This is a genomic window from Streptomyces spiramenti, from assembly GCF_012034385.1.
GTDB lineage: Bacteria > Actinomycetota > Actinomycetes > Streptomycetales > Streptomycetaceae > Streptomyces > Streptomyces spiramenti.
Genome location: NZ_JAAVJB010000168.1, coordinates 1 through 11,928, shown reverse-complemented (window position 1 = coordinate 11,928; position 11,928 = coordinate 1). Strand labels below are relative to the sequence as shown.

7 protein-coding genes and 4 tRNA genes are annotated in these 11,928 nt (G+C 71.7%); 4 read left to right on the top strand and 7 right to left on the bottom strand.

The window, feature by feature from the left end:
* Positions 1–148: 148 nt before the first annotated feature.
* Positions 149–1,216, top strand: coding sequence for a phosphoribosylformylglycinamidine cyclo-ligase (purM, locus tag HCJ92_RS17750; RefSeq protein WP_167934597.1), 1,068 nt, complete (start codon positions 149–151; stop codon positions 1,214–1,216).
* Between the two features lie 176 nt (positions 1,217–1,392).
* Here purM and HCJ92_RS17745 read toward each other — a convergent pair whose 3' ends face one another.
* Together HCJ92_RS17745 and HCJ92_RS17740 are read right to left on the bottom strand one after the other, a co-directional pair.
* On the bottom strand, positions 1,393–1,656 hold the full coding sequence (locus tag HCJ92_RS17745) for a DUF3073 domain-containing protein (protein WP_167934596.1): 264 nt from the start codon (positions 1,654–1,656) through the stop codon (positions 1,393–1,395).
* A gap of 315 nt (positions 1,657–1,971) precedes the next feature.
* Complete coding sequence (locus HCJ92_RS17740) at positions 1,972–3,090, bottom strand: Glu/Leu/Phe/Val dehydrogenase (RefSeq protein WP_167934595.1); 1,119 nt, start codon at positions 3,088–3,090, stop codon at positions 1,972–1,974.
* Between the two features lie 185 nt (positions 3,091–3,275).
* Between HCJ92_RS17740 and HCJ92_RS17735 the strand changes: the two genes are divergently transcribed.
* Positions 3,276–4,223, top strand: coding sequence for a DUF8083 family protein (locus HCJ92_RS17735; protein ID WP_167934594.1), 948 nt, complete (start codon positions 3,276–3,278; stop codon positions 4,221–4,223).
* Between the two features lie 556 nt (positions 4,224–4,779).
* Positions 4,780–4,986, top strand: a complete 207-nt coding sequence (bldC, locus tag HCJ92_RS17730; protein WP_019431930.1) for a developmental transcriptional regulator BldC — start codon at positions 4,780–4,782, stop codon at positions 4,984–4,986.
* A gap of 1,082 nt (positions 4,987–6,068) precedes the next feature.
* Here bldC and HCJ92_RS17725 read toward each other — a convergent pair.
* The 5 genes from HCJ92_RS17725 to HCJ92_RS17705 form a co-directional block, all read right to left on the bottom strand.
* Positions 6,069–6,143: transfer RNA gene (locus tag HCJ92_RS17725), tRNA-Asp, on the bottom strand.
* Positions 6,144–6,247: 104 nt separating this feature from the next.
* The gene (gene hrpA, locus HCJ92_RS17720; RefSeq protein ID WP_245240970.1) at positions 6,248–10,234 is read right to left on the bottom strand and encodes an ATP-dependent RNA helicase HrpA; all 3,987 of its coding nucleotides are present in this window, start codon (positions 10,232–10,234) and stop codon (positions 6,248–6,250) included.
* Positions 10,235–10,869: 635 nt separating this feature from the next.
* Positions 10,870–10,943: transfer RNA gene (locus HCJ92_RS17715), tRNA-Phe, on the bottom strand.
* A 27-nt stretch (positions 10,944–10,970) separates the two neighbouring features.
* A tRNA-Asp gene (locus HCJ92_RS17710) sits at positions 10,971–11,045 on the bottom strand.
* Positions 11,046–11,085: 40 nt separating this feature from the next.
* Positions 11,086–11,158 (bottom strand) — tRNA-Glu (locus HCJ92_RS17705).
* Positions 11,159–11,404: 246 nt separating this feature from the next.
* On the opposite strand from HCJ92_RS17705, the gene HCJ92_RS17700 reads away from it, so the two are divergent.
* Positions 11,405–11,758, top strand: coding sequence for a metallopeptidase family protein (locus tag HCJ92_RS17700; RefSeq protein ID WP_167934598.1), 354 nt, complete (start codon positions 11,405–11,407; stop codon positions 11,756–11,758).
* The last annotated feature ends 170 nt before the right edge of the window (positions 11,759–11,928 follow it).

Genomic DNA, 11,928 nt, shown 5'->3' with positions numbered 1-11,928 from the left:
GCGCAGGACCGCCGGTCGCCGACCCGCGCCGCCGCCCGGCGGCACCCCTCCCACCCGCGCCCGCCCGTACGGGCAGCGGGCCGGTCCCGCCGCCGGAGCGCGGCAGGCGACCGCTCGCGACGCATCCCGAACCACGGAAGAGACCGCAATGAGTGACAGCACTCCCGGTGCCTCCTACGCCGCAGCCGGCGTGGACATCGAGGCCGGGGACACGGCCGTCGAACTGATGAAGAAGTGGGTCGCCACCGCGCAGCGCCCGGAGAGCGTCGGCGGCCTCGGCGGTTTCGCCGGCCTCTTCGACGCCTCGGCGCTCAAGCGCTACGAGCGCCCGCTGCTGGCCTCCGCCACCGACGGCGTCGGCACCAAGGTCGCCGTGGCCCAGCGCATGGACGTCCACGACACCATCGGGCGCGACCTGGTCGCCATGGTCGTCGACGACCTGGTCGTCTGCGGCGCCGAGCCGCTGTTCATGACCGACTACATCTGCGTGGGCAAGGTCCACCCCGACCGGGTCGCCGCGATCGTCAAGGGCATCGCCGAGGGCTGCACCCTCGCCGGCTGCGCCCTCGTCGGCGGCGAGACGGCCGAGCACCCCGGTCTGCTGGGCCCCGACGAGTACGACGTCGCGGGCGCCGGCACCGGCGTGGTCGAGGCCGACCGGCTGCTGGGCGCCGAGCGCGTCCGCGCCGGTGACCGGGTGATCGCCATGGCCGCCTCCGGGCTGCACTCCAACGGCTACTCCCTGGTCCGCCACGTCCTGTTCGACCGGGCCGGTTGGGACGTGGACCGCGAGGTCGCCGAGCTGGGCCGCACCGTGGGGGAGGAGCTGCTGGAGCCGACCCGGATCTACTCCCTGGACTGCCTGGCGCTGACCCGCACCACCGAGGTCCATGCCTTCTCGCACATCACCGGCGGCGGGCTCGCCGCCAACCTCGCGCGGGTCGTCCCCGAGGGGCTGCACGCCTCGCTGGACCGCTCCACCTGGACCCCGTCACCCATCTTCGGCCTGGTCGGCGAGTTGGGGCACGTCGCCCGCTACGAGCTGGAGCGCACCCTCAACATGGGTGTGGGCATGGTCGCCGTCGTCCCGCCGCACTCGGTGGACGCCGCGCTGACCACCCTGGCCGACCGCGGGATCGACGCCTGGCTGCTGGGAGAGATCACCGACCGGGAAGCGGACCAGGAAGCCGTCACCCTCCACGGTGACCACGCCTGAGACGCCGTTCACCCCGGTGACCAGCACTGATCGGACGGCCCCCGCTCCGGCCCGTGTCGCGCTCCGCGCACGACCGGGGCGGGGGGCCATCGGCGAGCCGCGACCGGCCCCGGACAGCACAAAAGCCGGTCCGGCGGAACCGGACCGGTCTTTCGGCAGCGCGAACGGCGCGGGAGTCAGGACTCCCGGCGCCGCGACGAGGCGTCGGACGGCGACTCATCGTCGTCCTCGTCGTCGTTGTACAGCCGTGCGTACTCGGCGTACGGGTCGTCCTCGGGTTCATCGTTCTGTTCGAAGCGTTCGTCGCTCGGTGGCGGCGACGGTTCGGACGAGGATGCACCCAGCTCTTCGGCCAGACGCGACAGATCGGTACCGCCGCTGTTGTACTTCAGCTGGCGGGCGACCTTCGTCTGCTTGGCCTTGGCCCGGCCGCGCCCCATTGGCTCGACCCCCTCAACGTCGGGGCGCTGCGGCCCCAGAGTGTTGACATGCGTTCACGGAACGGAGCGGGCCCCGCAGGAGCCCGATCCACCGGGCTTCAACGGTACCTGCTTCCTCGACCCTACGGTACGCCGTCCGCAGGACAGAGGCGGCTCGGCACCGGCCCGTGACCTCTCGTTGCCAGGTCAACGGTGATTTTACCTTCTTTCGGAGCGCAACCCACCGAAGGTGCGTGACATGTCTTCCGCAACCGTCGGACGGCCCGCGGCGGGGCCGTCCGACGGTTGCTCCGGCGTGTCCGTACGGGGCCCAGGTCAGCGGGCAGCGGCCATCCGCTGCTCGGCGACACGGTCGGCCGCGGCGGCCGGCGGCACGCCCTCCGAGTGAGCCCGGTCGAGGATCTCCAGGGTGGTGTCGTAGATCTTCTCGGCCTTCGACTTCGCACGTGCGAAGTCAAATCCGAGGAGTTCGTCGGCGACCTGGATGACCCCGCCGGAGTTGACCACGTAGTCGGGCGCGTACAGCACGCCGCGGTCGGCCAGGGTCTTCTCGATGCCCGGGTGGTCGAGCTGGTTGTTGGCCGCGCCGCAGACGACCGTGGCCGTCAGTGCCCGCACCGTCAGGTCGTTCAGCGCTCCGCCGAGCGCGCAGGGCGCGTAGACGTCGAGCCCCGGGGTGGTGATCAGGGCGGCCGTGTCGGTCACCGCCGTCACCGACGGGTGGGTGTTGAGCACCCGTGCGAGCGACTCCGCCCGCACGTCGGTGACGAAGACCTCGGCACCCGCCTCGACCAGGTGGTCGACGAGGATGTGCCCCACCTTGCCGACACCGGCGACGCCGACCCGGCGGCCCGCCAGCTCCGGTGAGCCCCAGCGGTGCTGCGCGGAGGCGCGCATCCCCTGGAAGACGCCGAACGCGGTCAGCACCGAGGAGTCCCCGGCACCGCCGGCCTCGGGGGACCGGCCGGTGGTCCACCGGTTGGTGCGGGCCACCACGTCCATGTCCTGCACGTAGGTCCCGACGTCGCAGGCGGTCACGTACCGGCCGCCGAGGCCCGCCACGAACCGGCCGTAGGCGAGGAGCAGCTCCTCCGTCTTGTCCTGCTGCGGGTCACCGATGATGACGGCCTTGCCCCCGCCGTGCTCCAGCCCCGCGAGGGCGTTCTTGTAGCTCATGCCGCGCGCGAGGTTCAGCGCGTCTCGGAGCGCCGCCTCCTCGGGGCGGGGCACGCCGGGGTAGGCGTGGAAACGGGTGCCGCCGAGGGCGGGGCCCAGTGCGGTGGAGTGGATGGCGATGACGGCGCGGAGGCCGCTGGCCGGGTCCTGGCAGAGCACGACCTGCTCGTGGCCGCCCTGTTCCGATCGGAACAGAACGTCCAGCACGTCGATCTCTGCCGGGCTGTCGACACTGACAGCGGGACGTACGTCAGTCACTGTGGTGACTCCTGTATGTCGTGGCGGATGCCCTCGGCGGGTGGTGAGGGCCGTAAGCCGACTCTACGACCGTCCATCCCGCCCGGGGCCCTGGGAAACGTCACCTTCCCACGGACCCCCTCGGCCACTGGCCGCCCGGTCCACCTGCTGGGATCATCGACAACGCCGACCGAGGGAGGCCGCGCGTGCCGAAGGTTCCCTACGCCGCGTATCTGCGGGTCTACGAGCCGTTGACGGCCTTCCCTGAACCCGAGCGCTCCCACTGGGAGCGCTACGCACGCAGCGACGACCTCCCGGACGCCCAGGACGAGCTCAGGGCGTCGTTGATCCGGCTGATCGCCGACCCGGGGCGGGTGGTGCCCGAGGAGGAGAGCGGCGACGCCTTCGTCGCCCGGCTCGACGGCGCGCTGCACATCTGCCCCTGGCGCACTCGCTTGCGGGCCTGGCACGCACTGGAGGAGGCCGGCCACTGGATGATGCCCGACTCGGTCCTCGACCGCGCGCTCCCGGTGGCCGGCCGCCGCCGGGCGGAGCGGCAGCACCTGCGCTGGGCGGGCAGGCATCCCGGGGCCCGGCCGTGGATCAGGTCGGCGCTCTGGCACGTTCCCATTCGCTGGTTCAGTCTCTTCGACGACTCCGAACGCGAGTTCTCCGGGGGAGCGGGCGGTTCCCGGGACGCCGACCAGCTGTCGGGTGACGCTCCGGCGTCGTCCCCCGGGCCCGCCGCCGGGCCGGAGGGCGGGCCTGAGGGCGGCAGAGCCGATGAGTCACCGACGACGCGCGACGAGTCGGTCTCCCTGCGTTACCGCACGCCGATGGTGCGGGCGCGGCGACGGCTGGGGGAGGCGCTGCGCACGGTGCGGCACGCGACGCCGCACGGTCTGCTCGTCCCCGCGCTCGCCGATGTGGGGCGTTGGCTGGAGGAATTCCATCCGCGTTCGCTGGTCGAACTGGACTACGGAGGACTTGTGCATACCATTTCCGCAGACCGGTTGGAGGCGGACCACTCGGCGGCCGATGTCGCCGGGGCGGTCGCGGCCCTCGCCGCGGAGGACGTGGGACGGGCAGGAGAGCTGTACGAGGTGTTGACAGAGCGCTGGACGGCCGTGCGGGAGCGGCAGTTCGCCAGTTGAGGCGGGCGGTGGCACGCCGCTCGCCGACGGCGGGTCGGGGGCGACGAGTGGGGCAGTCGAGACGGATCGGGACGCCAGGGACCTAAGTCCCTTTCCTGTCGGATTCGGTCCCATTCGCTGCCAATCCACCCCAAGCGTGACGGATGGCACGGGGTGGATGTCTCTGGACCTCTTGCCTTCAAGCGGCCCCCTCATGTCAAAATAGGACAAGGAGCTCGGTGGGGCTCCTTCTGTCCGCCGTGTGCGGACAGGACGCACTTGCGTTCCTTGACGGCTTTCGTGAGGGATTGTCACGGTGTGACAGGTCGTCACGGTGGGATGACTGTCCGCTATGACATGGTCCATCCGGCAACCGCCGAGGATGAACGCCTGAGGTGGCAAATCCATCGGTTTGGCCGAGCTGGCCGGGGCGATGGTGTAGTTGTAGTGCCGAGGACAAGCCGTTCGTCCTATAACCGACTCGACCCACGTGCACCGAATCCGGGCATCGTGGGTCAAGCTGCAGAATTTAAGAGGAATGAACCGTTTCGGTTCGGTTCTCTCGAGGAGGCCGCTGATGACCGCTCGCACCCCTGACGCCGAGCCGCTGCTGACGCCGGCGGAGGTTGCCACCATGTTCCGCGTGGACCCCAAAACGGTCACACGCTGGGCAAAGGCGGGCAAGCTCACGTCGATCCGCACGCTCGGTGGGCACCGCCGCTACCGCGAAGCGGAGGTGCGTGCGCTGCTGGCGGGCATTCCTCAGCAGCGCGGTGAGGCCTGAGCAGTAACAAGCAGGCAGTAGCGCCGCTTCCGGGGTCCCCTCCTCGGAACGCCCGCGCCCCAGACCGCATCGGACTCCGCCGGGTCCGGTGCGGTCTTCTGTTGCTCCAGGGGTGTCCGGGCGTGCCCTCGGGCCACTCCTGGCCGGCGGCTGTGAGGCTCGCCACCAACGGTGAAATTGCACATATTAAATTCGGAGCTTCGTCCTCCGCTCCAACGGGGCGTTTCGCGAAGGAAGTTCAGTGACTCCCGTCACAGCCGTCTGCCCTTGTCCTGGTCAACGCCGTTCGATAGTGAGAACGAGCGCGTGGCACTCGGCGTTCCCGCCGTGCGCAACTCTCCCATCCGGCCGGAGTGGTATGGACCAGATGCGCGGGAGTGTCGGCACCTCCGCGAGATCCCATCCGCCTGCTCACGCCGGCCGCCACCGACCGGAGGTCGAACGGGTGCGACGGCCAAGCAGCTTGTCGGTGAGGGTTGTTGACGTCCTCTCAATCTCGGGTGCCGGTCGCAGGACCCGCACCTGACTCCTGCCCTCCCGGTCACGCCACACGCGTCGGCCGGGCAGTACGTGAGGTACGGCACACCCGGTCGGCCTCGGTCCGGGCTGCCCTCCGTTCGCTCCGCCGAAGGCGTGCGCCCCGCTGTGCGCCCCTGCGGAGCCGTGGTGCGGCCTCACCCCCCCCGAGGCGACGCGCGATGGCCCCTGGCGCCCTCAGGGCGTGCTGGAGGCCCCACGCCGGACCCGCGACGCGGGCTACGGCCCTCTGCTGCGTTGCCAGGAACGCCCGAAGGCAACCCGGTATGAGGGGCGCGCCTCCGCCGTGCGGCTGACCGCATCTGACGCCGCGAGCCGATCCGACGTGGGGTCTCACACGCGCTCTCAGGGTGGCTGGAGGCGTTTCCGCGAACCCGCCCGGCTACCCGGCCCGCACGGCCGCCGTCGGGCCGGTGGCCCCGGGTGGATGGAAGTGCTCCGGCTCTGCGGGGCGGGAGCACGAGGCCGGCCGGACGGGACCGGCGCGGTAGGGCAACGCAGTAGGGCCCGGATTCCGAAGAATCCGAGCCCTACTGCAATCGATGCGGTCCTGACGGGATTTGAACCCGCGGCCTCCACCTTGACAGGGTGGCGAGCACTCCAAGCTGCTCCACAGGACCTCGCTGCGAGACAGGACTCTACCCCAGTTCAGGGGCGCGAGGCCAATCCGCTCGCGCGCTGCCCGGAACACCCGCCGCGCCCGCCGTTCGGAGGGGCCGGCGCGCTACCGCGCACCCTCCGGAACGGCCGCGTCCACCGCCTTCACGATCCGCTTCTCCGAGATCGGATAGGCGGTCCCCAGCGCGTGCGCGAAGAAGCTGACCCGCAACTCCTCGATCATCCAGCGGATCTCCCGGGCGGCGGCCGGAACCGGCGTCCCCGTCGGGAACTGCTCCAGCAGCCAGGCGTACTCGTCCGCCATCTCCCGGACCTTGGCCGTACGCGCCAGATCCCGTTGCGCGTGCTGCGGCAACTGCTGCAACCGCCGCTCCACCGCCGTCAGGTAGCGCAGCAGGTCCGGCAGCCGCCGGGCCCCGTGAGCCGTGACGAACCCCGGGCACATCAACGCGGCCAGCTGGCCCCGGACATCGGCCAGCGATTCCAGCAGCACCGGCGAGGTGACGCCCTTCAGCCGCCGTTCGCACGACTGCCAGGCCGCCAGCACCTCCCGGACCCGGGTGACGGTCCGCTCCGTCAGCGGGACCACGTCCGCCCGCACCGCCTCCACCAGCTTCCGGAACGACGCCTCGTCCCACGCCGGACCGCCGTGCGCGGCGACCAGCTGGTCCACCGCCGCCGTCGCACAGTCCGAGAGCAGCGCCGCCACCGAACCGTGCGGCGAGGACGCCAACGTCAGCTTCGCCCGGTTGTCGAGCTGCCCTGCGGCGAACTTCGCCGGATCCGACGGCAACCGCAGCAGCACCAGCCGCCGCGTGCCCCGCGCCATCGCCTCGGTCTGCTCCTCCTGCGAGTCGAACAGCCGCACCGCCACCGACGCGCCCTCGTCCACCAGCGCCGGGAAGGCCCGGACCGGCTGACCGCCGCGCCGGGTCTCCACCGTGCGCGGCAGCGTGCCGACCGTCCAGTCGGTCAGTCCCGACCGCTGCTCGGGGCCGACGCCGCCGCTCTCGGCGCCGGGCTGCGGCTCACCCGCCCGTCGGCGCCCGCCGCCCTTCCCCCGCGACGGCGTGGAGAACGCCTGGTCCACCGCCTCCCGTGCCTTGGGCCGCATCCGCTGCCGCAGCGCGGGGAGGTCCTTGTCCTCGGACTGCTTCGGGTCGCCCGCGGGCCGGCGGCCCCGGTCGTCCACCGCGCGGAACGTGACCCGCAGGTGGTCCGGCACCTTCGCGAGGTCGAAGTCCTCCTCGGTCAGCGGCTGGCCCGTCAACCGGCGCAGCTCGCGCGCCAACGCCCGCACCAGCGGCTCCGAACCCGGCTCCGGCGCCGTCGCGAGGAACCGCCGCGCGAAGTCCGGCGCGGGGACGCAGTGCCGCCGCAGCGGCTTCGGCAGCGAACGGATCAACTCCGTCGTCAACTGCTCGCGCACACCGGGGATCTGCCAGTCGAACCCCTCGTCGGACACCTGGTTCAGCACCTGCAACGGCAGGTGGACCGTGACACCGTCCGCGTCCGCTCCGGGCTCGAACTGGTAGGTCACCGCGAACGACAACCGCCCCTGGCGCCAGGTGTCCGGATAGTCGGACTCCGTCACCGCGCGGGCCGCCTCGTTGATGAGCATCGACTTCTCGAAGCTCAGCAGGTCCGGCTCCTCCGACCGCCGCTTCTTCCACCACGAGTCGAAGTGCGCCCCTGACACCACGAACTCCGGCACGTGCCGGTCGTAGAACGCGTAGAGGGTCTCGTCGTCGACCAGGATGTCGCGCCGCCGCGCCCGGTGCTCCAACTCCTCGACCTCGGCCAGCAGCGCGCGGTTCTCCTTGAAGAAGGCGTGCTGGGTACGCCAGTCGCCCTCCACCAGCGCGTGCCGGATGAACAGGTCCCGGCTCACCTCCGGGTCGATCCGCCCGTAGTTCACCTTCCGCTGCGCGACCACCGGCACGCCGTACAGCGTCACCCGCTCGTACGCCATCACCGCGGCCTGCTTCTGCTCCCAGTGCGGCTCGCTGTACGTCCGCTTCACCAGGTGACCGGCGAGCGGTTCGATCCACTCCGGGTCGATACGGGCGTTGACCCGCGCCCACAGCCGCGAGGTCTCCACCAGCTCGGCCGACATCACCCACCGCGGCGGCTTCTTGAAGAGCACCGAGCCGGGGAAGACCGCGAACTTCGCCCCGCGCGCGCCCAGGTACTCGTGCTTGTCGGTGTCCTTCAGCCCCAGCTGCGACAACAACCCCGCCAGCAGCGACTGGTGGATGCGGTCCGGCTGCGGCTCCGCCCCCTCCTCCGCCAGCTGGATGCCCAGGCTGCGGCCCACGGACCGCAGCTGCGCGTAGATGTCCTGCCACTCCCGTATCCGCAGGTAGTTGAGGAACTCGGTACGGCACATCCGGCGGAACGCCGAGGACGACAGCTCTCGTTGCCGCTCCCGCACGTACTCCCACAACTGGAGCAGCGCCAGGAAGTCCGACTCCTCGCCCGGCCCCTCGCGGAACCGCCGGTGCTTCTCGTCCGCCGCCTGCTGCTTCTCGGCGGGCCGCTCCCGCGGGTCCTGGACGGACAGCGCCGCGGCGATCACCATCACCTCGCGGGCACAGCCGTTGCGGTCCGCCTCCAGCACCATGCGCGCCAGCCGCGGGTCCACCGGAAGCTGCGCCAGCCGGCGGCCCGTCTCCGTGAGCCGCTTGCCGTTGTCCTCCAACGCGTGCAGTTCCTCCAGCAACTGCACGCCCGCCCGCACCGACCGGTGGTCCGGCGGGTCGATGAACGGGAACTTCTCGATCTCGCCCAGCCGAGCGGAGATCATCTGGAGCACCACCGACGCCAGGTTGGTGCGCACGATCTCCGGATCGGTGAACTCCGGACGGCTCTCGAAGTCGTCCTCCGAGTACAGCCGCACGCAAATGCCGTCGCTGGTCCGCCCGCAGCGGCCCTTGCGCTGGTTGGCGCTGGCCTGGGAGATCGCCTCGATCGGCAGCCGCTGCACCTTGGTGCGGTGGCTGTACCGCGAGATGCGCGCGTTCCCCGGGTCGATCACGTACTTGATGCCCGGCACCGTCAGCGAGGTCTCGGCCACGTTGGTCGCCAGCACCACCCGGCGGCCGGAGTGCCGCTGGAAGACGCGCTGCTGCTCGCCGTGGCTCAACCGCGCGTACAGCGGGAGGATCTCGGTGTGACGCAGCTGCCGCTTGCCGAGGGCGTCCGCGGTGTCCCGGATCTCCCGCTCACCGGAGAGGAAGACCAGGACGTCGCCCGGCCCCTCCGCCTGGAGCTCGTCCACCGCCTCGCAGATCGCCGTCACCTGGTCCCGGTCGGCGCCGTCCCCCTCCTCGCCGCCCTCCTCCAACAGCGGGCGGTACCGCACCTCCACCGGATACGTCCGGCCGGACACCTCCACCACGGGCGCCGGCTCGCCGTCCTGCGACCGGAAGTGCCGGGCGAACCGCTCCGGGTCGATGGTCGCCGAGGTGATGACGACCTTCAGCTCCGGCCGACGCGGCAGCAGCTGCGCCAGGTAGCCGAGCAGGAAGTCGATGTTGAGGCTGCGCTCGTGCGCCTCGTCGATGATGATCGTGTCGTACTGCCGCAGGTCACGGTCCTGCTGGATCTCGGCCAGCAGGATGCCGTCCGTCATCAGCTTCACCAGGGTGCGGTCGCCCACCTGGTCGGTGAACCGGACCTTCCAGCCGACGGCCTCGCCCAGCTGGGTTCCCAGCTCGTCGGCGACCCGCTGCGCCACCGTGCGCGCCGCGATACGGCGCGGCTGCGTGTGCGCGATCAGCCCGGTCACGCCGCGCCCCAGCTCCAGGCAGATCTTCGGCAGCTGGGTGGTCTTGCCCGAGCCGGTCTCCCCGGCGACGATCACCACCTGGTGGTCGCGGATCGCGGCGGCGATCTCGTCCTTGCGGCGGCTGACGGGCAGCGCCTCCGGGTACGTGATCTTCGGGACCGCCGCGCGGCGCTCCTCGACGCGGGCCTCCGCCTCGTCCACGGAGCGGCCGATCTCGGTGAGGGCCTGCGCCCGCGCCGACGGCTTGCGGACGCGCCGGACACCCTCCAGGCGGCGGCCGAGCCGCCGCTGGTCGGGCAGCATCAGGGCGGCGATTCGTTCCAGCAGCTCGGAGAAGGCGGGGGAGGACTCGGGCGGGGACTCGGGTTCGGACGCGGACGCGGTGTCGGCGACGGGCGGGGCCTGGTCGGCCTGCGCGACCCGCGCGGAAGAAGGTCGTCTGGACATACCGCCACCAGGATCTCACCTGGCGCGCCCGCTGGGCGAGCCCTTAACGGAGCGTGCGGCTCCGGCTGCACGGGGGTGGTGTCCGCGGGGGCCGCCGCTCGGGCCGACGGAGTGCTCCGGCGAGCCGACGGCCACGGGAGGCGAAGGGCGGGGACACGACGCGGGGATCTCGGTACCTCACCGCCTGCGGTGGAAACGGCGACCCACGACGGGAACGGGGCCCGCGCCGACGCGGTACACCGGCCGGTGCCCGGAGGAGGTGGGCGACAGGGGGCGGGACGTCCGGCCGCCGTTGCCGCCCTCGGCCGGTCGGTGCGCTGCGCCGGAGGGCGAGGACCGGGCGGAACGTGGCGCAGGCGGAGCGGGAGCTCGGGCTTCGGCCTCGGGGGAGTCCGTCACGGGTGCGTCGGCACGCGAGGCTCCGGGCCTCCTCGTTCGGCCGCACGACGAGAACGCCCCGGACGGCGTACCGTCCGGGGCGTTCTGTGAGGTGGCTGGGGCCGGGATCGAACCGGCGACCTATCGCTTTTCAGGCGATCGCTCGTACCAACTGAGCTACCCAGCCACGCAGTTCACCGGGGTGATCTGCAAGCGGTCCTGACGGGATTTGAACCCGCGGCCTCCACCTTGACAGGGTGGCGAGCACTCCAAGCTGCTCCACAGGACCTTGCGCATGCGCAGAACATCGTTCCACACATGGTAAAGCGTGCCCCCAACGGGATTCGAACCCGTGCTACCGCCTTGAAAGGGCGGCGTCCTAGGCCACTAGACGATGAGGGCTGGTGGCCCACCTGGGCGCTTGTTCGGCGCCGTCGGGGACGTGAGAAGCATATGGGATAGCCGCTCGGATCGCCAAAACGGATCCGTGGCGGCCCTGTCGGGCCGCTTCCGGCCGCCGCCGGGCCGCGGGGCGCTCGGCCGGTGACTGCCCTGGGGGTCGCGGGACCGGGGGCGGCGGGGCCGGATTCCTCCGGCCGCGTCCGCCCGGTTCCGGGGGACGGGCGGCACAATGGGGACGTGCTGGAGATGAGCCGCGAGGAGTTCGAGGACCTGGTCGGTCAGGCGCTGGACCGCGTCCCGCCGGAGCTGACCCGGATGATGGACAACGTCGCCGTCTTCGTCGAGGACGAGCCGCCACCGGAGGAACCCGAGCTGCTCGGCCTCTACGAGGGGACACCCCTGACCGAGCGCGGTGAGTGGTACGCCGGAGTGCTCCCGGACCGCATCTCGATCTACATGGGGCCGACGCTGCGCATGTGCGAGCGGGAGAGCGGCGGGCGCGACATGGTGGTCGAGGAGGTCGAGATCACCGTCGTCCACGAGATCGCGCACCACTTCGGCATCGACGACGACCGCCTGCACGAACTCGGGTACGCCTGACAGCCCGTCCGTCGGCCGCCCCCGTTCACCGGACTCTTTGCGGTGCGGCGCGGTGCAGTCGCGGGTCGCGGGTCGCGGGACGGGGTGCCGGGGGGCGCGAGGCGCCCGTCGGCCGGCGCACCGGCGAGGTGATCCGCGTCACCGCCGGGCGTCGCCCGCCCCGGCCGGGG

Excerpts from the sequence above, each read along its gene's own strand:
- hrpA (WP_245240970.1), bottom strand. The coding sequence starts at position 10,234 with ATGCTGCCCGACCAGCGGCGGCTCGGCCGCCGCCTGGAGGGTGTCCGG.
- purM (WP_167934597.1), top strand. The coding sequence starts at position 149 with ATGAGTGACAGCACTCCCGGTGCCTCCTACGCCGCAGCCGGCGTGGAC.
- bldC (WP_019431930.1), top strand. The coding sequence starts at position 4,780 with ATGACCGCTCGCACCCCTGACGCCGAGCCGCTGCTGACGCCGGCGGAG.
- HCJ92_RS17700 (WP_167934598.1), top strand. The coding sequence starts at position 11,405 with ATGAGCCGCGAGGAGTTCGAGGACCTGGTCGGTCAGGCGCTGGACCGC.
- HCJ92_RS17745 (WP_167934596.1), bottom strand. The coding sequence starts at position 1,656 with ATGGGGCGCGGCCGGGCCAAGGCCAAGCAGACGAAGGTCGCCCGCCAG.